This window comes from Rhizobium sp. PK7-22, assembly GCF_056530405.1.
This window is the reverse complement of record NZ_CP096514.1, coordinates 2,704,826-2,726,146: the sequence shown is the minus strand read 5'-3', so window position 1 is coordinate 2,726,146 and position 21,321 is coordinate 2,704,826. Positions and strand designations below refer to the sequence as shown.

Genomic DNA, 21,321 nt, shown 5'->3' with positions numbered 1-21,321 from the left:
GGCCGCCTTTTCTTGTTTTCGCAAGGAGATAGCAGCTGCATTAACGGTTCTGCAAAGCCATGAGAGTAACTGTACCAGCAGGGGACAGTAACCGACTGAGGGGTAACATGACTTTCCTTGGCATATCCGGAATGCAGTATTCCGGCCAATCTCTGGCAGGTGCGCGCATTCTGCTGGCGGAAGATTCAAACGTCTTTACCTCCATGATCGGAACGCGCCTCAAGGAGCTGTTCGGGATCGAGGTCGAGGTTTGCCGCAACTTCGAAGAGCTGCAGCTTGCCTACGACCGCTCCACGGAGCCGGTGACCTTGGCGATTTCCAACATCAACCTGCCGGGCGCCGAAAATGGCGAGGCGCTGGAGTATCTGATCGATCTCAGCATTCCGACGATCGTCTTTACCGGTACCTTCCACGAGGGAATGCGCGATCAGCTGCTGTCGAAGGACATCGTCGACTACATTCTCAAGGACAACATCTTCGCGGTGGACATGCTGGCGGAATCGGTTGCCCGGTTCCTCACCAACCATCGCCACCACGTGCTGATCGTCGACGATAGTGCGACGGCGCGCGCGCTTCTCACGAGCCGCCTGAAGCGCTTCAATTTCCGGGTCAGCGCGGCCGATTGTGGGGCCAAGGCGCTGGAAATCCTGAAGAACAACCCGGATGTCGGTCTGGTCGTCACCGACTACAATATGCCCGACATCGATGGCTTCGAACTCACGCGGCGCATCCGTGCCGTTCGCGGTTCGCACGAGCTGCGGATCATCGGCGTGTCGTCATCCTCCAACCGGCTGCTCTCGGCCCGGTTCCTGAAGGCCGGCGGCAACGACTTCATGCTGCGGCCGTTCATCGACGAGGAGTTCTACTGCCGCGTCAACCAGAACCTGGACACCCTGATCCAGATCCGATCCATGCGCTCGGATCGCAAGACTGCCGCCGCTTAGTAAAGCTTGGACCCGGTTTCGCGACCGGTCCGTAGGAGCATCTCAGGCAGCGACGCTTGTGCGCGAGCTGGCAATCGTCAGCTTGCGCTCCGCGCGTTCCTGCTGGGGCGAGCGGTTGTAGACCTCACGATAGCATTTGGAGAAATGCGAGGCGGAAACAAAGCCGCAGGCCACCGCCACCTCAACGACCGGCATCGACGACTGCACGAGCAGATGCCGGGCCCGGTCGAGGCGGATCTCCAGATAATAGCGGGCAGGGGATCGGCCCATCTCCTGGCGGAAAAGCCGCTCGATCTGCCGGCGCGACAGATCGGCATCATCCGCGATTTCCACGAGCGACAGCGGCTCCGACAGATTGTTCTCCATCAACTCGATGATCGACAGCACCTTGGCGTTCTGGACACCGAGGCGGGCGCGCAACGGCAGGCGCTGGCGATCATGCGGGTTGCGGACGCGATCGGTAAGCTGCTGCTCGCAGATGCGATTGACAAGGTTTTCGCTAAAATCCTGGCCGATCAGGTTGAGCATCATGTCCAGTGACGCCGTGCCGCCGGCGCAGGTGTAGATATTGCCGTCAACCTCGTAGAGATCCGCATAGACCTCCGCCTGCGGAAAGGCTTCCGAAAACCCGGGCAGGTTCTCCCAGTGGATGGCGCAGCGCTTTCCGTTCAGCAGCCCGGCCTGGGCCAGAACATGGGCGCCGGTGCAGAGGCTGCCGACCGCGATGCCGCGGTTGTAGGTCTCGCGCAGCCAGGCGTTGACCGTCTTGTTGGCGTATTGTTCGATGTCGATGCCGGAGCAGACCAGCACCATGTTGGGCCGGCTCTCGCCGCCGAGGTTCTTGCGCTCGTCGGCCACCGAGCTGTTGACCTCGACCGCAATGCCCGCCGAGGAGCATACCCTCTCGCCGTCGGCGGAGCAGAGCCGCCAGTTATAGGCGGTGTACCCGAGCATGCGGTTGGCAATGCGCAACGTCTCCACTGCCGCGGCGAACGGCAGCATGGTGAAATCCGGCACGAGAAAGAATACGAGAGTCCGCTTCACTGTCGGCTGTCTGCTGATCACATTCATGCCGCCGCTCCTCAAGTCGCGCCGTTGTCCGATACTTCAAATGCGACACTGACATGAAATATCGGAGGCGAGAAGGGGGGCTGGAGTAACGGCCTGCAGTATTTTTGCGACATGGGCATCACCAGACGATGTTGCCGATGATGGGCCTGGACAGCCTTGCGCCGATGTTCCCCACCCGCGTCGAAACCGGATCGAGCGAAAGCGCCGCCGTCGCTAATGCGGGGCACGCCCTGCGACACCCATTTCGTTGCTGGACGGCCAGCCAATGTCCTTGCGGATCTCGGAGGGGAGTGATTCCAGCATTCTTTCGGTCTGGCGCTGACGCCACCGCAGCTGCAGCAGTGCGGCGAGCATCAAGACGGGGCGGCCAAGGCTGCGGAACCGCCAGCTGTGGTCGGAGTGATGTGATGCGTATGCCATCGGTCTTCTCCTTTAGTATCAGGATGGCACTTCACCGAGTAACCAGCGTCACGGTCCAACTGGGAGCCGCGAGAACCTGGAGTTTGTCTGGCTATGTCATCCTCTATGCACAGGATCCTGAACTCAGCTTGACGTTCAATCAAACGAAATGATATCGTGTTTAATGTCAGTTTTATTGATAGAGAAAACGATGGCCACTCCATTCCGCCCGCCGCTGCCGCTCCTGGACAATGACCTGCTGCGCACCTTCGTCGCGATTGCCGAGACGGGAAATTTCTCAACCGCGGCGGAGGCCGTGCTGCGGACGCCGTCGGCCGTTTCCATGCAGATCAAGAAGCTGGAGGAGCAGTTGAAGACGACGCTGTTTCTCCGGGACGCGCGCTCGGTGTCGTTGACGCAGCATGGCGAGGTTCTCCTGTCCTACGCCCGCCGGATGCTGGCACTGTCGAACGAGGCGGTTGCCCGCTTCGTGATGCCGGATCTGGCCGGCGTGGTGCGGCTCGGCGCCCCGGACGATATCGCCGAGCGGCTGCTGCCGCTGATCCTCAAGGATTTCGCCGAGAATTTTCCCGGCATCATGGTCGATGTCACCGTCGACATGAGCTCTGCACTGCGCCGGCGTGTGGAGGAGGGGCGGCTGGACCTGGCACTGTTCAACTGTCACCCGCGTTCCTTTCCGAATTTCGGCGAGGTTATTCATGCGGAGAAGCTGGTCTGGGCCGGTGCCAAATGCGGCAACGCCCATCTGCGCGATCCGCTGCCGATCTCTGTCTGGGAGGAGGGGTGCGTATGGCGCCAGGATGCCATCAGCCAGCTCGAAAAGCAGAAACGCCCTTACCGCGTCGCCTACGCCAGCGCCCATTCCATGGCCCAACGCGCGGCGGTGCTGGCCGATCTGGCCATCGCACCATTCCCGCGCTCCTATCTGACAGACGAGATGGTGGTGCTGGGGCCGCAGGAGGGGTTGCCGGAGCTTTTCAGTTTCGACGTGCGGCTGTTGACGACACCGCAGCTGGCGATCCCGTCAAAGGCCGTGGCCGAGAGCATTCGCGCGTTTTACGGCCAGCTGATCAGGGCAGCCGCCTGATCCACCGCCTGCCTAGTCGCGCCCGCGGCGCCTTCGCCGCCCGCCGGGTTCACCGTTATCCGTCGAGGCCTTGCGCTCCGGCAGAGTGACGGCGGCGGCGAGTTGCGGGAAGCTGTCGACCTTGTTCGGCAGAGCCATGGCATAGACGAAGTGCTCCTGGAACCTGGGTTCCAGAGCCGTCTCTATCTTCTCGATTTTGCTGACCGTCTCTTCGATCTCGCGTCGGAAGTCCCGGTTGAGCAGGGCCATCAAGGCGCCGGTTCCGGCCGCATTGCCGACCGCCTTCACCTCCGACAGATCGCAATCCGGTATGAGGCCCAGGACCATGGCGTATTTGGGGTCTATGAAGGAGCCGAAGGCGCCGGCGAAGCGGATGGTGTCGACGGTTTCGACGCCCTGCTTCTCCATCAGCAGCTTGATGCCGGCGTAGAGCGCCGCCTTGGCGAGCTGGATCGCGCGCACGTCGTTCTGCGTCACCGTGATCCTCTGCTCGCCGTCATGCAGCAGGTAGGAAAAGGTGCGGCCGCTGGCGAGGATGCGGGGGCTTCTCGACGCCATGGTGCCATCCACGACGCCGTCCTCCGAGATGATGCCGGAGAGATACATCTCGGCGACGACTTCGATGATCGCGGAGCCGCAGATACCGGTGATCCCGGTCCTTTCAGCCTCTTCGGCAAATCCCGGTTCGTCCGACCACTTGTCGACGCCTATGACGCGGAACTTCGGCTCCAGCGTCTCAGGGTCGATGCGCACGCGCTCGATGGCGCCGGGTGCCGCTCGCTGACCGCAGGAGATCTCCGCGCCTTCGAAGGCGGGGCCGGTGGGCGAGGAGGCGGCGACGACACGGTCGCGATTGCCGAGGACGATTTCGGCATTGGTACCGACATCCACCAGCAGCATCATCTTGTCCTGGCGGTGCGGACCTTCCGACAGCGTGGCACCCGCGGCGTCGGCACCGACATGACCGGCAATGCAGGGAAGAAGATAGACGCGCGCACCGTGATTGATGGCGAGATCGATCTCACGCGACCAGGTGTGGACGGCGCCGGAAACGGCCAGCGCGAAGGGCGCCTGGCCGAGCTCGGTCGGATCGATGCCCAGGAAGAGGTGATGCATGATAGGATTGGCGACAAAGACCGCGTCGAGGATGTCATTGGGGTCGACGCCGCTCTCCTGGCAGACCTGAACCGTCAGCTCGTTGATGGCCTGGCGTACCGCCTTTGTCATGGCGTCGCGTCCGTGCGGGTTCATCATCACATAGGACACCCGGCTCATCAGATCCTCGCCGAAGCGGATCTGCGGGTTGGAGGTGCCGGAGGATGCAATGACGCGGCCCGACAGCAGGGAGACCAGATGCATGGCGATCGTCGTCGAGCCGATGTCGCAGGCAATGCCATAGGCTTCGTTGTGGAGGCCAGGCCAGAGTGCGATGAGGTTTGGACGCGCGCCCTCCAGATCGCGGTGGATGGCGGCGGTGACGCCCCAGCTGCCCTTGCGCAGGATCTTCTGGACGTCGGGCAGCAGGTGCTGGGCAACCAGGATGTCCTTCCAACCCCAGTCCTTCTCCAGCATCACGTTGAGGCGGTCGAGATCGCCGAGCGGCTTGTGCATGTCCGGCTCGTCGACCTCCACATAGCAGAGCTGGATCGCCGGATTGCGGTCGAACAGGCGGTCGGTGGCGGCCTTGCGGATCACCTGGGCATTGACCACCGTATCCTGCGGCACGTCGACGACGATATCGCCGAGGATCTGCACCGAGCAGGACAGCCGGCGGCCCTCGGGGATTGTCCGCACTTCTGCGTAGCGTCGCTCCTTGGCGCCGACCGGCGAGATATGGTCGAGCGAGGAGGAGATCTGGTGCTTAGCGAAATGCCCCTCCTGAACCTGGATCTGGCAGCGCCCGCAGGTGGCGCGGCCACCGCAGACGCTCTCGACATAGACGCCAAGCGAACGGGCGGCCTCCAGGACGGTCGTACCCACCGGGAAGCGTCCGCGCTTGCCGGACGGCATGAAGAGGACGAGGGGATCTGCGGTCTCGGTCATGTCAGTCTTTCATGGTGGGGCCGGAGCCCCGAGGTCCGTTCTTAATCGCATAGGAAGCGAGCTGTCGTCGTTGTCACTGGGCGACACATCTCTTCTCCCCAGCGGGGAGAAGATGCCCAAAGGGCAGATGAGGGGGACTGGTCTCATCTGCGTTGCTTTGCCCCCTCATCCGGCGCTTCGCGCCACCTTCTCCCCGCTGGGGAGAAGGGCAAGCGTCAGGCGCCGCATTTACTCCGACGCCGCTCCCGCGCCGGCTCTGGCCGCGCGGCCGCCGCGGCGACCGGAGGAGGCGCCCGGCGGTGTGCTGGAGGGGGCGGCACCGGCTTCCGCCGGTTTGTGGTCGCGATAGGACATGATCCAGGTACCGCAATTGGGGTCGGTGCCGTTCAGGACGTTGGCGGCGCGCACGGCTTCCATTTCCTGCGGGCGGCAGGGGTTCATGATGGCCGAGGTCATGCCGGCGCCGATGACCATGGGAATGAAGCCGGCGTTGATGCCGTGGCGGTGCGGCAGGCCGAAGGAGATGTTGGAGAGGCCGCAGGTGGTGTTGACCTTCAGTTCGTTGCGGAGGCGATAGAGCAGCTGGAAGACCTGGCGGCCGGCGTTACCCAAGGCGCCGATCGGCATGACCAGAGGATCGACGACGATGTCATGGGGTTTGATGCCGTAGTCCATGGCACGCTCGACGATCTTCTTGGCGACGGCGAAACGGACGTCCGGGTCCATCGAGATGCCGGTCTCGTCGTTGGAGATCGCCACGACCGGCACGTCATATTTGGCGCAGAGCGGCAGGATGGCTTCCAGCTTCTCCTCCTCGCCGGTCACGGAGTTGACCAGCGGGCGGCCCTTGGCGACCTTCAAGGCGGCCTCGATGGCGGCGGAGACGGACGAATCGATCGACAGCGGCACGTCGACCAGGCCCTGGACGATTTCCAGGGTCCTCACCAACAGGCCCGGCTCCGTCTCGTTCGGGTTGACGGATGTGACGCCTGCATTGACGTCGAGCATGGTGGCGCCGGCGGCGACCTGCTCCAGCGCGTCCCGGATGACGGTGTCGAAATTTCCTTCGATCATCTCGGCGGCGAGCTTCTTGCGGCCGGTCGGATTGATCCGCTCGCCGATGACGCAGAAGGGCTGGTCGAAGCCGATGATCACTTCGCGGGTGGCGGATGCGACGATGGTGCGGGTCATGCGGGTCTCCGAGGCCTGATGGCGGTGGGTCTCTACTGGTCGAGCCCCGGCATCTGCCGAGGCCGGTTGTTCAGTGCGGCTTGTGTGCCGCGATGTCTGCGAGCTGCTGCTGGTTTTCTTCCTTGCCCTGGCGGATTTCCTCCAGGCGCTCGGCGACAACCACATCGGTCGGATTGGCCTCGTGCTTCCACGGCCGGCGGCCTTTCAGCACGCCGGACTCATGGACGATCTCGGCCACGTATTCCTCCTGCCGATAGGCCATCACGTGGATGCCGGCGACGCCCTCGATCTCCTTCACCTCGTTGATGATGTCGATGCAGAGCTGCTTGCCCTCTTTCTTCTGATCCTTGGCGCCCTCGAGGCGGGCGATGACGCTGTCGGGGATGTGGATGCCGGGGACGTTGGCGCGGATCCACCGGGCGGTCTTGGCGGAGGCAAGAGGCCCGACGCCGACGAGGATGAAGCACTGCTCTGCAAGGCCGAGATCGCGGACCTTGGCCATGTAGTCGCGAAACATCGGCACGTCGAAACAGTACTGGCTCTGCACGAACTGCGCGCCGGCCGCGATTTTCTTCGCCAGCCGGTAGGGGCGAAAATCATAGGGCGGCGCGAAGGGGTTGATGGCGGCGCCGAGGAAGACCTGCGGCGGCGAGGTCAGCTTGCGGCCGGAGAGGAATTTCGCCTCGTCGCGCATGGTGCGCACCGTTTCGAGCAGCGACATGCAGTCGAGGTCGAAGACCGGCTTGGCGCCCGGCTGATCGCCGGCCTGCACGCCGTCCCCGGTCAGGCACAGGATGTTCTGCACCCCCATGGCAGATGCGCCGAGCACGTCGCCCTGGATGGCGATGCGGTTCCTGTCACGGCAGGCGATCTGCATGATCGGTGCGTAGCCCATCCGGGTCAGCAGCGCGCAGATGCCGACCGACGACATGTGGCAGTTGGCGCCGGAGGCATCGACCGCATTGATGCCGTCGACCCAGCCCTCGAAGATCGCCGCGCGGTCGTAGACGTCCTGCGGATCGGCACTGTCGGGTGGGTTGAGCTCGGCGGTGACGGCAAATTCGCCCCGACGGAGAATGCGCTCCAGCCGTCCGCGTGACGAATGGCCGGGCAGGGGCTCGAGCGGACCTCCCAGATCTCTAGGATTGATGTCCACGCTCATGCCGCTGTGTCCTTGGCAATCTCGTTTCGTGCTGCAGCCTCGGCGGTGACCCGCAGCCACGAGGAGGTTTCCCGCAGCGACTGGTTGACCGGCTTCTGGACGTTCAGCATTGCGTCGCCCTTCACCATCTGGCGCGACCCTTCCCATGCCTTGACCCAGACGCAGGGCATGTCGGGCTCGACCTCGCAGTTGCCGTTCGCCCGGACGCCGCCGCAGGGCCCGTTGCGCAGCTGCTTGGGACAGTTCATCGGGCAGGACATTCCGGTGGAGGAGAGGATGCATTGGCCGCACATGCGGCAGTCGAAGAGCAGGCCCTTCACCCGTTTTTCGACGAAGGTGACCGGCGCCTCGACGCGGCTGTAGCCGATCGCCTTCCACAGGGGATGCAGCAGCAGGAAGACGCTGGCGAAGCGGGCGTAGAACCATTCGAGCATGCGCGAATGGCGGACCGACCAGAGGCGGATCGAGTAGCTTCGCTGGACCCGTCGGTTGGGAGAGATGTCACTCGGGACGTAGGCGCCGGTGGCGGCCTTGCGTGCCGCGCCGGCATTTCCGGTTGCCGGCCTGGTGCCGGAACCGGCAGCCGGTGAAACGGCCGGGGCATCAGTAATCTTCGGGGCGCCGACATCAGGCATCTTCCCGACCTCCAGCCTTGACCAGCGCGACCAGACGTTCCTTGTCGTAGCCCGCTTCCAGTTCCGCCGCAGCCCGGTCTGCCTCGGCCTGTAAATCGTCGGAGACGGCAACGGCTTCGCCCTTGCGCCAATCCGCCAGATAAGAGTCCGTTTCGGCCGCGCCGGTGCGCATGGCGCACATGTCGATGGCTTCCGTAAAGCGGAGCGAAAGCTCCCGCTTGGCGGTCTGGCGCCCCTTCTTGACGATCACCTGCGCTGGTATGTCCCGCCAGTAGACGGTGATGCAGTCTGCCAATGCACTCTCCTGTTTTGTCACAGCATGCACGTGCTGTCTGGCCGGGACTGCGCTTGTCACGACGTCGCACAGAGCAAAAAGCGACGCGAGGGAGGAGGGGCATGATCGCGTCCGGGCGAGAAGGTCACAGGGTCTGCAATGCCTTCGTCAGATCACCGTAGCCGGTGACGCGATACTCATAGGTCAGCCCCAGGTAATGGGCCGCGGCCCGCGCCTTCTCCTGCAAGGCTTCATCCTCCTCCTGGCTGAGATAGACCAGCTTGCGGTAGTTGCCGAAGTAGGTCTCCTTCAACTGCGGATACCGGTCGAGGCCGAGCGGCTCGATGACGAAGGCATGGAACTGGCGCGCCAGGAAATCGGTCAGGAAGAAACTCAGAAGATCGTCGTCGGCTCTCGACTGGAAGACGTCGTTGCCGGAAAAGAAGGAATAGCAATGTGGTCCGGCAATGCGTGCGATGCCCTCGCGTGCGCAGAGGCGGTCGATGTCGCCGCCGGTGCCGCAGTCGGCGTAGGCAAAAAAGATCTTCCGGAAGCCTTGGTTGCGAGCCTCCGCGAGGGCTTTCTCCAGCCCCGGCACGATCTTCTGCGGGTAGGCATGCCAGATGGCAGGCAGGCATCGAATGTCGACATGGTCCAGGCCTTGCTGCGCACAAACCGCTAATATTTCACGCGCAATCGCGCCGCACGCAATTATGTGAACTTTTTCGCGATTGGGGCGTTCCTGTGTCGGAAGGCAATTTTCCGCCTTTTTTTGATCGGAACCCATCGGAGTACTTTCTCATGACGTCCAAGACTGTCACGGTTATCGCCGCCCTCTTCGTCACGGCTGCTGCACTTAGCTCCTGCGGCAACACCATCCGCGGTGTCGGCGCAGACGCAGCCAACACTGTAGATGCGACGCAGTCCGCCGGCCGCAACGTTGACCGCGCCGCTTCGCGCTAACGACAGCAAGAAAAAGCCGGCATGAGGCCGGCTTTTTCTTTATCCGGCTGAGAGCGAATTGTGCTTTCTGCGGATGTATTCCTTGGCCGTTTCGACGGCCACCGCCGCATCACGGCAATAGGCATCGGCACCGACCGCCCGCCCGAACTCCTCGTTGAGCGGCGCGCCGCCGACAAGAACGACGTAGTCGTCCCGGATTCCCTTTTCCTTCATCGTGTCGATCACCACCTTCATGTAAGGCATGGTCGTCGTCAACAGAGCCGACATTCCCAGAATGTCCGGCTTCTCGCGCTCCAGTGCCTCGAGATAGTTCTCGACTGGGTTGTTGATCCCGAGATCGATCACATCGAAGCCTGCGCCCTCCATCATCATGCCGACAAGGTTCTTGCCGATATCGTGGATATCTCCCTTCACCGTGCCGATCACCATTTTACCCTGCTTCGGCGCCCCGGTGGCGGCCAGCAGCGGACGCAGGATGTTCATGCCGGACTTCATCGCGTTGGCCGACAGAAGCACTTCGGGAACGAACAGGATGCCGTCGCGGAAGTCGATGCCGACAATGCGCATGCCCTCCACGAGGGCCTGTGTCAGAACATCGTAGGGCGTCCATCCGCGGTCGAGCAGGATTCGGGTCGCTTCCTCGATCTCGTCTTTCATTCCGTCGTAGAGATCGTCGTGCATCTGCTGCACCAGTTCCTCGTCGGACAGTTCGGCCAGAATGATGTCGTCTTCGGACATGATGCTTCCAATCGATTGCGGCACGAAACACAGCGTGCTCCGCGAACATGATGAAACGCAAATGGTTTTTCGACTTCCTTGAAAACGACTTCGGATCGCTGGAAAAGCGACGGCGTGTCCGCAAGGGCGGCCCGATGTCTGTTCTGCGCAAATGCGTGGCGCAGAAAGGCGGGGTTCGCATGGCGCGGCGTCCTAGCATGGTGAGCGAGATGATGGCAGGCACCGTCACGGTGCAACGGCGAGGAAGAGCATGGACGAGGTCAATCAACCAACGGAAGCGGCTGCAGGTGGGCGTCGGTCGCGCGGCGAACGCGGAGCGGCAGGCCGGCGCGCCTCGCGGGCCGGCGGCGGTCCAAACCCGTCGCTGCCCTATATCACCCGGAAGATCGGCGTGTACGAGGTCCTCGACGAGGAAGGCCTGCAGCTCATCGAACGCAATGCCGACACCATCCTGGAAGAGATCGGCATCGAGTTTCGTGACGACGCCGAGGCACTGGAACTCTGGGCGAAGGCTGGCGCGGACGTGCGCGGCCAGCGCGTGCACTTTCCGAACGGACTATGCCGCGAGATCCTGAAGACGGCGCCCAAGGAATTTACCTGGCACGCGCGCAATCCCGAGCGCAGCGTCCATATCGGCGGCAAGGCCACCGTCTTTGCCCCCGTCTATGGACCGCCCTTCGTGCGCGACCTCGACGGCCAGCGCCGCTATGCGACGATCGAGGATTTCCGCAACTTCGTGAAGCTTGCCTATATGGCACCGTCGATGCATTCGTCCGGCGGCACGGTCTGCGAGCCGGTCGACGTGCCGGTCAACAAGCGCCACCTCGACATGATCTATGCCCACGTGAAATACTCCGACAAGCCGTTCATGGGCTCCGTCACCGCGCCTGAGCGGGCAGAAGACACGATCGCCATGGCCAAGCTCGTCTTCGGCGACGAGTTCGTCGAGAACAACTGCGTGACGCTCAATCTCATCAACGCCAATTCGCCAATGGTCTTCGACGAGACGATGCTGGGCGCGCTCAAGGTCTATGCGCGGCACAATCAGGCCAGCGTCGTGTCGCCGTTCATCCTGTCGGGCGCCATGAGCCCGGTGACGGTTGCCGGCACGCTGACGCAGATCCTGGCGGAAGTGCTGGCCGGGGCAGCCTTCACGCAGCTCATCCGTCCGGGCGCGCCGGTGCTGTTCGGCACGTTTGCTGCCTCGATTTCGATGCAGTCGGGTGCGCCGACCTTCGGCACGCCGGAGCCGTCGCTGGTGTCCTATGGCGCGGCCCAGCTGGCGCGTCGCCTCGGGCTTCCGTTTCGGACCGGCGGCTCGCTTTGTGGCTCCAAGGTTCCGGATGCGCAGGCCGCCCACGAATCAGCCAATACACTCAACACGACGCTGCTGGCCGGCACGAACTTCGTGCTTCATGCGGCAGGCTGGCTGGAGGGCGGGCTCGTCTCCTCCTACGAGAAGTTCATGATCGATCAGGACCAGCTCGGCATGATGCAGAAGCTTGCCGAGGGCGTCGATCTGTCCGAGGCCGGTCAGGCGCTGGACGCCATCCGCGAAGTGGGCCCGGGAAGCCATTATCTCGGCTGCGCCCATACCCAGGCGCATTTCCAGACAGCCTTCTACCGTTCGGCGCTGGCCGACAACAACTCTTACGAACAATGGGAGGTCGAGGGCGAGAAACGGATCGAGGAGCGTGCAAATGCGCTTTGCCGTTCCTGGCTTGACAGCTATGAGGCGCCGGCTCTGGATCCGGCGATCGACGAGGCGCTGCTCGCCTTCATCGCAAGCCGCAAGGAATCGATGCCCGACGCCTTCACTTGAAAGGGTCCCGATGCCGCCAGGGAGCAAGGCGGCGCGGCGACCGTTGCCGATTTCATCCAGGCAGCGGTCTGGCGGCCGCACTACAAGCCGAATGAGCCGCGGTAAGCGGCTCCGGATCTGAGCTAGATGCGCGCCTTGGGATAGGCGCGCTCAAGTCCGCCGGAATTTACAAGCCCCTCGCGGAAGGCTGCATAGGCCGCGTGCTGGCTGGATTTTGCAGCCTCCATGAGCCGCACCTGGAGCCGAGGCGGCGCAGTGTTGCCCAGCCACTCGCCGCATTTCTGCAGCTTCAGGGCGTTCAGGAACTGCGCTTCGGCCTGACGGCCGAGGAAGAGATGCAGTCCATCGAACAGCGTCTCGTCAGCAGACGGATTTTGCATCAGCAGCCCAAGCCAGGACTGATTTTCGTCGGTCAGGCCCGACAGGCTGTCGGCGACGGTGTCGCGGTTGGCGATCGTTGCGATGTTGCTCATGGTTCAGGTCCTGCGCCGGCGCCGTTCGCGCGTGCCGTCGCCGCCCGATTCGCTTGCCTTCTTGTTGCGGAGTGGCCCAATCCGCTCGACGATCTCCTCGATCGTCGGCCTTGGCCGCGGCGTATAATCGTCGAGCGCCTGGCGCATTGCGGCGAGGTGCTCACAGGATGTGCCGCAGCAGCCGCCGATAATCCTGGCGCCGGCGTCGCGGGCGAGGCGCGCATATTCCGCCATCAACGGCGGCGTGCCGGAATAGTAGATCTCGGCACCGCGGAATTCTGGAATGCCGCAGTTGCCCTTGACGATGGTGATCGCCTCCGGCTCGGCGGCCGTCATGTCGAGGAGGCTGGACAGGATGTCGGAGGCGCCGACGCCGCAATTGGCACCGACGGCCACCGGGCCATCCCCCATGTCTTTCGCGATGCCGTGGATGTCCTTCGGATCAACACCCATCATCGTCCTGCCGGCCGTGTCGAAGGAACCGGTGTAGGTATAGGGCAGGCCGACCTTGGTTGCCGCCTCCGCGGCGGCGCGGATCTCGTCGGCGGATGACATGGTCTCGATCCAGGCGACATCCGCACCTCCCGCCTTCAGGCCTTCCATCTGCTCGACGAAGGCAGTGACGGCTTCCTCGTAGGTCATGGCGCCGAGCGGCACCAGAAGCTCGCCTGTCGGACCGACGGAGCCGGCCACGATCACTTTCCGCGGTGCGCGGTCGGCTACGGCACGGGCGATTTCTGCTGCACGTCTGTTCAGGTCGAAGACGCGGTCCTGCGCATGGTGCAGTTTCAACCGGTGGCGCGTGCCGCCGAAGGAGTTGCTGAGAATGATATCGGCGCCCGCATCGACGAAGTCCTGATGCAGTTTGTCGATCCGCTCCGGATGCGTCTCGTTCCAGAGTTCCGGTGCCTCGCCGGCCTCCAGGCCCATGGCGAAGAGATTGGTTCCTGTCGCGCCGTCCGCGAGCAGGACACCCTTTTCGGCAAGCAGGTCGCGGAGAGGATTTGCGGCGGTCATTGAAGCCTCCTTGAATTTTCTGGCTATAGGCGCTCGGTGAGGGAAATACAATCTGCCTACCGTGGGGCGGCTGCAGTGGCATGATGCCCGACCGGATTGACCATGGCCGCGAGGATCGTATTGAGGTCCAGGACGCCGATCTCGATACCGTCGTCGTCGACCACGACGGCGCTGGAGCGTTCCGCCCTGGTCAGGCGCTGGGCGACCGATTCCAGCGTCTCTTCCGCTGCAACCTTGACGCCCTCGACGGCGCCCACCGCCGGCTTCATCACCGTGCGGGCCTGGATGACGCGGCTACGGTTCACTTCCTTGACGAAAGAAGCGATATAATCATCCGCCGGCGAAAGAACAATTTGCTGCCCGGTGCCCTGCTGGATGACCTGACCGTCGCGCAGGATGGCTATCTTGTCGCCGAGCCGCAGGGCCTCGTCGAGATCGTGGGTGATGAAGATCACCGTCTTCTTCAGCTCGCTCTGGATGTCGAGGAGCACGGTCTGCATGTCCATCCGGATCAGCGGGTCGAGCGCCGAATAGGCCTCGTCCATCAGCAGGATGTCGGCGTCGTTGGCCAGCGCTCGCGCCAGTCCGACACGTTGCTGCATGCCGCCCGAGAGCTGGTTCGGATAGTGGTTCTCGAAACCTGCCAGGCCGACGCGCTCGATCCAGTGCTGTGCTTTTTCCATGCTCAGGCTCCGCGGAACGCCCTGCACGTCCAGCCCGTAGACGGCATTTTCCATCACCGTGCGATGCGGCAAGAGCGCGAACTTCTGGAACACCATCGCCGTCTTGTGCCGACGGAATTCGCGCAGGTCGCGATCGCTCATGCGGCAGATGTCGGTCCCGTCGTAGATCACCTCGCCGGCGGTTGGTTCGATCAGCCGGTTGATGTGTCGGATCAGCGTCGACTTGCCCGATCCGGACAGTCCCATGACGACCGTGATCTGTCCGGCGGGCATGGCGATGTTGATGTCGCGCAGCCCCAGTACATGGCCATGCCTCTCGTTCAGCTCCGTCTTCGACATGCCGCCGCGAACCTGTACGACATGATCATGCCCCCGCGGACCGAAGATCTTGTAGAGCCCCTTGATCTCTATGCCGTGGCTAGCCATGCGCTTCCTGTCTCATGCGTATCCCTTGCATGCCGGTCTGGCGGAACCCCTCCGCCGGATGAGCGAGGAAGGCATGTTCTGCCACTACAGCATCGGCGGAAGCTGCGATGCGCGATTTGCGACGCCGAAGGGACAAGCGGAGCCGTCAGCCCTCGCCAGTGATCTTCTTCGCGACGCTCGGCGTCACCCACTGCGACCATATATCCGGATGGCTGTCGAGGAAAAATTCGGCGGCTTCCTGATCGGAGGCCTGGTTTTCCATCTGCCAGGCGAGGACGCTGCTGATCGTGGCATTGGACCATTGCCGGCGGCGGACATAGTCCAGGGCCTCGGCGGCTTTTTCTGTGAAGCTCTGCGTGACGAGGGTAAAGGCCTGCGACGTCGGATAGGCGTTGCGCTCCGGACTGGCGCACGCGGCCACGGTGGTGCAGGCATCCCACTCCGTCTTGCTGTGCGTCACACCGAAGGAGAGCTTCGCCATCTCGTATTTTCCGAGAATCGCGGTGGGGGCCCAGTAATAGCCGAGCCAGCCGGTCTGCGTTTCGAAGGCGGCTGCGATCGATTCCTCGAGTTCTTCGGCGGTTGCCGGCTCGATCAGCTCGAACCCCTTTTGCCCAGCATCGAAGGCGCGAAAGAGATTGGCGGTCGTCGCCTGGCAGCTCCAGTCGTGCGGACAGCCATGGACGGCACCCTTGTCGGCCTGTGCGGGCGCGGGAAACAGGTCGGGACGGGCCAGGGCGTCATCGACCGTGCGAATTTCCGGATTGGCGTCGATGATGAATTTCGGCACCCACCAGCCCTCGACGGCGCCGTCGGCGAGGATCTCCGCGCCGATCACCAGGCGGTTCTCCGCCGTCGCCTGGGAGAGATCGCCGCGTACCGCGTTGATCCAGAACTCCGGCGCCATGTCTGGCGTGCCAGCAGTGTTCATGGAGTTGAAGGTCGGCAGGGTATCGCCCGGAACGAGGTTGACGGTGCAGCCGAAGCCGCGTTCCAGGATGATCTTGTCGATCTGCGCCGCGACTGCCGCCGATCCCCAGTTCATCTTCGCGATGGAAATCGCGCCACAAGCGGCCTCGGCTGCCCCCGATGGAAGGCAAAATCCGAGTGACAGCGCGGCTGCGGCAAGGGGATAGCGCATGACAAACATCCATAACCGGGCCAGCAAGGGACGATCGCCCTGCTGCCCCTCCGAACGCCGCAACTCGTTCGACCGTCGGCGATTTCGGTGTGCCCAGGAGAGTAGGGTATTGCGCTGCGAAATCAACCGTGCTGCCCGCAGCTTCACGCTCTTGGGACGTCTTGGGCCAAGAGAAGGCTAAGAATGCGAGATGAGGGGGAGCGCTAATAACTTTCCGGTAACACTGTGCCGCTAATCATCGCTTTGCAGACGGTTGCTCCGACTGCAGCGTCGGGTCAGGTAGTGCGTCCCCGCCGCTCGTTTTTTCCGCAAAGCGCCATGGAGCCGGCCGTCAAGCCCGTCTCGGCTTGACTCCTCCCGTCAATGCCCCCACCTTTGTGCAGCGGCAGCGCAAACTGATGAACCAAGGCGGACGCCTCATGCATCTACGAATCGTCCGTGCTTTCAGGAATTGCGCTGCCGCGGTTTCCTCTTTCCCCACCCAGATCCCGATCCGCCGCGCAGGTGCGCTGTGAGTTCTTCCACCAATCGTGTCACGCTCGTCCTAGGCGGTGCGCGATCGGGAAAGTCGGCCTTTGCCGAACGGCTGGCGCGCGAAAGCGGCCTTGAGCGTCATTATGTGGCGACCGGGCAGGCTTATGACGCCGAGATGCGGGAGCGGATCTCCCGCCACCGTACCGACCGCGGCGACGGATGGAGCACCCATGAAATTCCTGTCGATCTGACCAGCCATCTGCAGGCTCTGGCGGCGCCCGAACGCGTGGTGCTCGTCGATTGCCTGACCCTTTGGGTGACGAACCTGATGATGGCCGAGACCGATGTCGATGCTGCCGGCGCTCTGTTCGTCGAGCGTTTGTCCGGCTGGCCGGGGCAGATCGTTCTGGTGTCCAATGAGGTCGGCCTGGGGATCGTCCCCGACAACAGGATGGCGCGGGATTTCCGTGACCATGCCGGGCGGCTGCACCAGCGGATCGCCGCCGTTGCCGACGAGGTCTACTTCGTCGCCGCCGGGCTGCCGTTGAAGATGAAGGGATAGCGCCAGCTATTCTCGAGAGACGGCTAGAAGCCGAGCCAGATCCGGACGGGATGCGTCGGGTCCGACATCAGCTTCAGTGCCAGCGCGAGGCACGAAACCACCAGCAACGGCTTGATGATCCTGGCGCCGCCGCGCATCGCCAGGCGCGAACCGATCTGCGCGCCCAGGATCTGACCTGCTCCCATGATCAGGCCCACCTTCCAGAGAATCGAACCGGTGACGGCGAAGACGAGGAAGGAGCCGAAGTTGGACCCGAGGTTGAGGAGCTTCGTATGGGCGGTCGCCTTCAGCAGGCCAAAGCCGCCGAGAAGCACGAAGGCCAGCATGTAGAAGGAGCCGGCGCCGGGCCCGAACACGCCGTCATAGAGGCCGACGAGCGGGACGATCGTCAGTCCGAAAAGGAAGGGTGTGACGCGCCGGTGACTGTCGAGATCGCTGAGGTTCGGCTTCAGCGCGAAGAAAAGCGCGATGCCGACCAGCAGGAACGGAATGGCTGCGGCCAGAGTGTCCGCTGGAACGACGGAGGCGAGAAATGCCCCGAGGACGCCGCCCACGGTCGCCATCAGCGCCATCGGCAGCTGCTTCTTGAGGTCGACATGGCCCTTCCTTGCATAAGCAAGAGTGGCGGATGCGACGCCGAACTGGCCCTGCAGCTTGTTGGTGGCAATCGCTTCGAGCGGCGGAATGCCGACAATCAGCATCACCGGGATGGTGATCAGACCTCCACCACCCGCAATGGAATCGACAAAACCGGCAATACAGGCGGCAGCAAAGAGCAGCACCAGAAGGTGGAAGGCGAGATCGTGCACGGGAGGAACCAGAGGAGGGGGAGGATCGGCGGAGAAAAGATGAGAGTCGCTCTGTGCCACCGAACATCGTTGCTGGCAACTGTTGGCATCGCGAGCCGACGGACTTGCCCGGCAACAAATCGGCGATATGGTGCCGGAACCGAATACCGCAGTTCCAGAATTCAAGAGCGTAAGCATGCACAAGGTCATCTTCGACACAGATCCCGGCATCGATGATGCCATGGCGCTTCTCTTCCTGCACCGCCATCCGCAGATCGATCTCATCGGGATCACCACCGTCTTCGGCAATGCGCCGATTGACCTCACCACCCGCAACGCGCTCTTCCTGGCGCAGGCGTGGGGGATTTCAGCCCCCGTGGCTCAAGGCGCCGGGGTGACCTTCGACCCCTCACGACCCGAAGGGCATCGGCCGACCTTCATCCACGGCGAGAACGGTCTCGGTGATATCGACATCCCGCCGGTCATCGGCAGGACTGTCGACGACCGCCCGGCCTGGCAATTCATCATCGACACCGTACGGGCGCAGCCGGGGGAGGTGACGCTGGTGGCCGTTGGCCGCATGACCAATCTAGCACTGGCGCTGAGGGCGGATCCGGATTTCGCAGCACTGGTGAAGGAAGTCATCGTGATGGGTGGCGCCTTCGATCTGAACGGCAACGTCAGTCCCGCGGCGGAGGCCAATATCCACGGCGACCCGGAGGCTGCCGACCTGGTGTTTACCGCGCCGTGGCGAGTTACCGTCGTCGGTCTGGACGTAACGCTGAAGACGGTGATGACGAGCGGCTTCCTGGCGGAGATGGCCGCTGCCGGCGGCGCGCCGGTGCAGCTCCTCTCCGACATCTCGCAGTTCTACATCGACTTCTACCGGCACCGCGTCGGCGACGGCATGGTCGTCCACGACAGCTGCGCCTGCGTGTACCTGGTGGCACCGGATCTCTTCCAGACCCGCAGCGGCCCGGTCCGCGTCGTCTGCGGCGGCATCGCCGATGGCCAGACGATCCAGAAGCCGGACGGTCGCGTGTTCCCGGCCGGACATTGGGACGGGCACCCGAGCCAGCTGGTCTGCACCGGTGTGGAGCCGGAGCGCGTGCTGGATGTCATCCGGGCCGCAATCGTGGAGGGCAGGGCGGCCTGAGCAGCCTTTCCTTCAATCGTTGCCGGCCGCAGCATTCAGCCGGTCGAGATCGGGGACCGTCACATGGCGGTTGTTCTCGATCTGGATGATGCCTTCCTTGCGCAGCTTCGTCATCTGGCGACTGACGGTCTCGATCGTCAACCCCAGGAAGTCGGCGATGTCGGCGCGCGACAAGGGGAGTTCGAAGATGCTCTTGTCCTCGGCGACCGGGTCGCTGTGGCTGGCGATCAGCGCCAGGAAGCTCGCGACCTTTTCCTGCGCCGTCTTGCGGCCGAGCGTCAGCATCCAGTCGCGCGCCTCATCGAGCTCCTTGAGGGCCTGGCTGTGCAGCAGATGCTCCAGCCCCGGCGTTTCGGCGATCAGCCGTTCGATGGCACGGCGGGGGAAGACGCAGATCTCGGTGTCGATGGCAGCTTCGGCCGCCATCCGGCTTTCGCCGAGGAAGGGCCGGCCCATGAAGTCCGGCGCAAACTGCAGGCCGACGATCTGCTGGCGCCCGTCGGCCATGACCTTGGAAAGCTTCACGACGCCCTTCAAGATATTGCTGTAGGAGGAAATGCTCTCGCCCTGGCCGATGAACTCGGTGCCGGCGTCGATCTTGCGGCGGGAAGAATGCTTGCTGAGTTCCGTCAGTTGGGCGCCCGTCAATGCCGAGCAGACGCCGCCATGACGGGCTTCGCAGGATCGACAGACAGCGGGAAGTTCTGCGGTGTTGGCGTCTCTGTTGAGCATGTCCATGAAGTATCGTCCGATTGCACGGCTGCGAGATGAGGTTGATCTTCGTCAATTCAGGTCTCTGACGAATTGATCTGCATCAAGGTTTGCGAAATCTCCCCTGATAGCCATTGGCGGACAGAAGGGGTTCGCGATGAACGAGATACTGCTCCAGAAATACACCGGTGCTGCACCGCGCTATACCAGCTACCCGACTGCACCGCATTTCGGCCCTGAGGTAAACTGCGACATCTATGCGCGGTGGCTGGGCGAACTGCGGGACGATGCGACGATCTCGCTCTACCTCCATATTCCATACTGTGACCGCCTCTGCTGGTTCTGCGCCTGTCATACCAAGCAGACGCTGCGCTATGACCCGATCGTCACCTATCTTGTGGCCTTGAAGGCAGAGATTGCCGCGGTCGGTGCAAGGGTTCCGCGCTCCGCCAGGGTAACGGCGGTTCACTGGGGCGGCGGTTCGCCGACCATGCTGAAGCCCGCGGACATGATCGGGCTGATGGACTGTCTGCGCCAGGCCTTCACGATCGCTCCGGATGCCGAGATCAGCGTCGAGATGGATCCCAACGATCTCGACGAGGCGCGCTATGACGCGCTTGCCGCGATCGGTCTCACCCGGGCGAGCCTCGGGGTTCAGGATTTCGATCCCACGGTGCAGAAGGCGATCAATCGCCTCCAGACCTTCGAACAGACACGCTCGGTGGTCGAGGCGGTGCGGGCGAGGGGCGTGCAATCGGTCAACTGCGACGTGCTTTACGGGCTTCCGCATCAGACGATCGCTTCCCTGGAGCGGACCGTCTCGGATATCATCTCGCTGGACCCGGACCGCATCGCGCTGTTCGGCTATGCCCATGTGCCGTGGATGAAGAAGCATCAGACGATGATTCCGGATGCGGCTCTGCCGGATGTGCGGCAGCGCTTCGCGCAGATGGCACGGGCGTCCGACATGCTGATCTCGGCAGGCTATGAAGCCATCGGTATCGACCACTTCGCCAAGCCGGCCGATGCGCTTGCCCTCGCCGCCAGAACCGGTGCGCTGCGCCGCAACTTCCAGGGCTATACGGACGATGCCGCCGATGCGTTGATCGGCATGGGGGCGTCCTCGATCGGCCAGCTGCCGCAGGGATATGTCCAGAACATGCCGGCGACCGGCGAATACCAGCGGGCGGTGGAGGCCGGAGGACTGGCGGCAGTCCGCGGGATCGAACTGTCCGACGATGATCGGCTCAGGGCCTATGTCATCGAGCGCATCATGTGCGACTTCGGCTTCGACTTCCGGCCGCTTCGGGAGCGGTTCGGCGATGTCGCGGAGGCGATCGTTGCCGAAGCCGGCCACTATGCCCGCCATAACATCGACGGCATATGCCTTGCAGATGCCGAGGGCTTCCATCTGACGGAGGCCGGCAAGCCGTTTGCCCGCAGCGTCGCTGCCGTCTTCGATCGCTACCTCGACACCGGGGTCGGGCGCCATTCGATTGCTGTTTGAGCAACAGTTAGTCCACAATTGGTCGGCGCGGGA

Annotated in this window: 22 protein-coding genes; 7 read left to right on the top strand and 15 right to left on the bottom strand. The window is 63.3% G+C overall.

The window, feature by feature from the left end:
• The first annotated feature begins 107 nt into the window (after positions 1–107).
• Entirely contained in the window at positions 108–944 is an 837-nt protein-coding gene (locus M1E10_RS18100) for a response regulator (RefSeq protein ID WP_499174193.1), read from the top strand.
• Between the two features lie 42 nt (positions 945–986).
• Here M1E10_RS18100 and M1E10_RS18095 read toward each other — a convergent pair whose 3' ends face one another.
• Positions 987–2,006: a GlxA family transcriptional regulator gene (locus tag M1E10_RS18095; protein ID WP_499177221.1), complete on the bottom strand. Its 1,020-nt coding sequence runs from the start codon at positions 2,004–2,006 to the stop codon at positions 987–989.
• Positions 2,007–2,228: 222 nt separating this feature from the next.
• The gene (locus tag M1E10_RS18090; RefSeq protein ID WP_499174192.1) at positions 2,229–2,435 is read right to left on the bottom strand and encodes a hypothetical protein; all 207 of its coding nucleotides are present in this window, start codon (positions 2,433–2,435) and stop codon (positions 2,229–2,231) included.
• A 190-nt stretch (positions 2,436–2,625) separates the two neighbouring features.
• Between M1E10_RS18090 and M1E10_RS18085 the strand changes: the two genes are divergently transcribed.
• Complete coding sequence (locus tag M1E10_RS18085; RefSeq protein WP_499174191.1) at positions 2,626–3,522, top strand: LysR family transcription regulator; 897 nt, start codon at positions 2,626–2,628, stop codon at positions 3,520–3,522.
• 12 nt (positions 3,523–3,534) lie between these two features.
• On the opposite strand, the gene M1E10_RS18080 is transcribed toward M1E10_RS18085, so the two are convergent.
• From M1E10_RS18080 to M1E10_RS18055, 6 genes are all read right to left on the bottom strand, one after another.
• Entirely contained in the window at positions 3,535–5,565 is a 2,031-nt protein-coding gene (locus M1E10_RS18080; RefSeq protein ID WP_499174190.1) for an ASKHA domain-containing protein, read from the bottom strand.
• Positions 5,566–5,793: 228 nt separating this feature from the next.
• A complete protein-coding gene (locus tag M1E10_RS18075) occupies positions 5,794–6,756 on the bottom strand; it encodes a methyltetrahydrofolate cobalamin methyltransferase (protein WP_499174189.1) in 963 nt (320 codons plus the stop codon).
• A 70-nt stretch (positions 6,757–6,826) separates the two neighbouring features.
• Entirely contained in the window at positions 6,827–7,918 is a 1,092-nt protein-coding gene (locus M1E10_RS18070) for a methylenetetrahydrofolate reductase (protein ID WP_499174188.1), read from the bottom strand.
• Positions 7,915–8,553 (bottom strand): methylenetetrahydrofolate reductase C-terminal domain-containing protein, encoded by a 639-nt coding sequence (locus tag M1E10_RS18065; protein ID WP_499174187.1) that lies wholly within the window; start codon positions 8,551–8,553, stop codon positions 7,915–7,917. Before M1E10_RS18065 ends, M1E10_RS18070 begins: the two co-directional genes overlap by 4 nt.
• Positions 8,546–8,848: a virulence factor gene (locus M1E10_RS18060; protein ID WP_499174186.1), complete on the bottom strand. Its 303-nt coding sequence runs from the start codon at positions 8,846–8,848 to the stop codon at positions 8,546–8,548. Before M1E10_RS18060 ends, M1E10_RS18065 begins: the two co-directional genes overlap by 8 nt.
• A gap of 124 nt (positions 8,849–8,972) precedes the next feature.
• Complete coding sequence (locus M1E10_RS18055) at positions 8,973–9,614, bottom strand: DUF1638 domain-containing protein (protein WP_499174185.1); 642 nt, start codon at positions 9,612–9,614, stop codon at positions 8,973–8,975.
• Positions 9,615–9,628: 14 nt separating this feature from the next.
• On the opposite strand from M1E10_RS18055, the gene M1E10_RS18050 reads away from it, so the two are divergent.
• Entirely contained in the window at positions 9,629–9,790 is a 162-nt protein-coding gene (locus M1E10_RS18050) for an entericidin domain-containing protein (RefSeq protein WP_499174184.1), read from the top strand.
• 39 nt (positions 9,791–9,829) lie between these two features.
• On the opposite strand, the gene M1E10_RS18045 is transcribed toward M1E10_RS18050, so the two are convergent.
• The gene (locus M1E10_RS18045; RefSeq protein ID WP_499174183.1) at positions 9,830–10,528 is read right to left on the bottom strand and encodes a corrinoid protein; all 699 of its coding nucleotides are present in this window, start codon (positions 10,526–10,528) and stop codon (positions 9,830–9,832) included.
• 250 nt (positions 10,529–10,778) lie between these two features.
• Between M1E10_RS18045 and M1E10_RS18040 the strand changes: the two genes are divergently transcribed.
• Positions 10,779–12,350, top strand: coding sequence for a trimethylamine methyltransferase family protein (locus M1E10_RS18040; RefSeq protein ID WP_499174182.1), 1,572 nt, complete (start codon positions 10,779–10,781; stop codon positions 12,348–12,350).
• Between the two features lie 122 nt (positions 12,351–12,472).
• On the opposite strand, the gene M1E10_RS18035 is transcribed toward M1E10_RS18040, so the two are convergent.
• From M1E10_RS18035 to M1E10_RS18020, 4 genes are all read right to left on the bottom strand, one after another.
• Entirely contained in the window at positions 12,473–12,823 is a 351-nt protein-coding gene (locus M1E10_RS18035) for a hypothetical protein (RefSeq protein ID WP_499174181.1), read from the bottom strand.
• A 3-nt stretch (positions 12,824–12,826) separates the two neighbouring features.
• Positions 12,827–13,840 carry a betaine--homocysteine S-methyltransferase gene (gene bmt, locus M1E10_RS18030; protein ID WP_499174180.1) on the bottom strand — a complete coding sequence of 338 codons (1,014 nt, stop codon included), beginning with the start codon at positions 13,838–13,840 and terminating at the stop codon, positions 12,827–12,829.
• 56 nt (positions 13,841–13,896) lie between these two features.
• Positions 13,897–14,949: a quaternary amine ABC transporter ATP-binding protein gene (locus M1E10_RS18025; protein WP_499174179.1), complete on the bottom strand. Its 1,053-nt coding sequence runs from the start codon at positions 14,947–14,949 to the stop codon at positions 13,897–13,899.
• 145 nt (positions 14,950–15,094) lie between these two features.
• A complete protein-coding gene (locus M1E10_RS18020) occupies positions 15,095–16,090 on the bottom strand; it encodes a type 2 periplasmic-binding domain-containing protein (RefSeq protein ID WP_499174178.1) in 996 nt (331 codons plus the stop codon).
• A gap of 511 nt (positions 16,091–16,601) precedes the next feature.
• Between M1E10_RS18020 and cobU the strand changes: the two genes are divergently transcribed.
• Positions 16,602–17,126, top strand: a complete 525-nt coding sequence (gene cobU, locus M1E10_RS18015; RefSeq protein ID WP_499174177.1) for a bifunctional adenosylcobinamide kinase/adenosylcobinamide-phosphate guanylyltransferase — start codon at positions 16,602–16,604, stop codon at positions 17,124–17,126.
• 23 nt (positions 17,127–17,149) lie between these two features.
• Here cobU and M1E10_RS18010 read toward each other — a convergent pair whose 3' ends face one another.
• Complete coding sequence (locus M1E10_RS18010) at positions 17,150–17,935, bottom strand: sulfite exporter TauE/SafE family protein (protein ID WP_499174176.1); 786 nt, start codon at positions 17,933–17,935, stop codon at positions 17,150–17,152.
• A gap of 175 nt (positions 17,936–18,110) precedes the next feature.
• Between M1E10_RS18010 and M1E10_RS18005 the strand changes: the two genes are divergently transcribed.
• Positions 18,111–19,070, top strand: coding sequence for a nucleoside hydrolase (locus tag M1E10_RS18005; protein ID WP_499174175.1), 960 nt, complete (start codon positions 18,111–18,113; stop codon positions 19,068–19,070).
• 12 nt (positions 19,071–19,082) lie between these two features.
• Here the strand turns inward: M1E10_RS18005 and M1E10_RS18000 are convergent, their stop codons facing one another.
• Positions 19,083–19,808, bottom strand: a complete 726-nt coding sequence (locus M1E10_RS18000; protein ID WP_499174174.1) for a Crp/Fnr family transcriptional regulator — start codon at positions 19,806–19,808, stop codon at positions 19,083–19,085.
• Positions 19,809–19,938: 130 nt separating this feature from the next.
• Between M1E10_RS18000 and hemN the strand changes: the two genes are divergently transcribed.
• A complete protein-coding gene (gene hemN / locus M1E10_RS17995) occupies positions 19,939–21,288 on the top strand; it encodes an oxygen-independent coproporphyrinogen III oxidase (RefSeq protein WP_499174173.1) in 1,350 nt (449 codons plus the stop codon).
• Positions 21,289–21,321: the final 33 nt, after the last annotated feature.

Coding starts and splice junctions, on each gene's coding strand:
- M1E10_RS18035 (WP_499174181.1), bottom strand. CDS start 12,823: ATGAGCAACATCGCAACGATCGCCAACCGCGACACCGTCGCCGACAGC.
- M1E10_RS18075 (WP_499174189.1), bottom strand. CDS start 6,756: ATGACCCGCACCATCGTCGCATCCGCCACCCGCGAAGTGATCATCGGC.
- M1E10_RS18100 (WP_499174193.1), top strand. CDS start 108: ATGACTTTCCTTGGCATATCCGGAATGCAGTATTCCGGCCAATCTCTG.
- M1E10_RS18005 (WP_499174175.1), top strand. CDS start 18,111: ATGCACAAGGTCATCTTCGACACAGATCCCGGCATCGATGATGCCATG.
- M1E10_RS18070 (WP_499174188.1), bottom strand. CDS start 7,918: ATGAGCGTGGACATCAATCCTAGAGATCTGGGAGGTCCGCTCGAGCCC.
- M1E10_RS18020 (WP_499174178.1), bottom strand. CDS start 16,090: ATGCGCTATCCCCTTGCCGCAGCCGCGCTGTCACTCGGATTTTGCCTT.
- M1E10_RS18085 (WP_499174191.1), top strand. CDS start 2,626: ATGGCCACTCCATTCCGCCCGCCGCTGCCGCTCCTGGACAATGACCTG.
- M1E10_RS18065 (WP_499174187.1), bottom strand. CDS start 8,553: ATGCCTGATGTCGGCGCCCCGAAGATTACTGATGCCCCGGCCGTTTCA.
- M1E10_RS18055 (WP_499174185.1), bottom strand. CDS start 9,614: ATGGGTTCCGATCAAAAAAAGGCGGAAAATTGCCTTCCGACACAGGAA.
- M1E10_RS18050 (WP_499174184.1), top strand. CDS start 9,629: ATGACGTCCAAGACTGTCACGGTTATCGCCGCCCTCTTCGTCACGGCT.
- hemN (WP_499174173.1), top strand. CDS start 19,939: ATGAACGAGATACTGCTCCAGAAATACACCGGTGCTGCACCGCGCTAT.
- M1E10_RS18080 (WP_499174190.1), bottom strand. CDS start 5,565: ATGACCGAGACCGCAGATCCCCTCGTCCTCTTCATGCCGTCCGGCAAG.
- M1E10_RS18000 (WP_499174174.1), bottom strand. CDS start 19,808: ATGGACATGCTCAACAGAGACGCCAACACCGCAGAACTTCCCGCTGTC.
- bmt (WP_499174180.1), bottom strand. CDS start 13,840: ATGACCGCCGCAAATCCTCTCCGCGACCTGCTTGCCGAAAAGGGTGTC.
- M1E10_RS18090 (WP_499174192.1), bottom strand. CDS start 2,435: ATGGCATACGCATCACATCACTCCGACCACAGCTGGCGGTTCCGCAGC.
- M1E10_RS18045 (WP_499174183.1), bottom strand. CDS start 10,528: ATGTCCGAAGACGACATCATTCTGGCCGAACTGTCCGACGAGGAACTG.
- M1E10_RS18040 (WP_499174182.1), top strand. CDS start 10,779: ATGGACGAGGTCAATCAACCAACGGAAGCGGCTGCAGGTGGGCGTCGG.
- M1E10_RS18025 (WP_499174179.1), bottom strand. CDS start 14,949: ATGGCTAGCCACGGCATAGAGATCAAGGGGCTCTACAAGATCTTCGGT.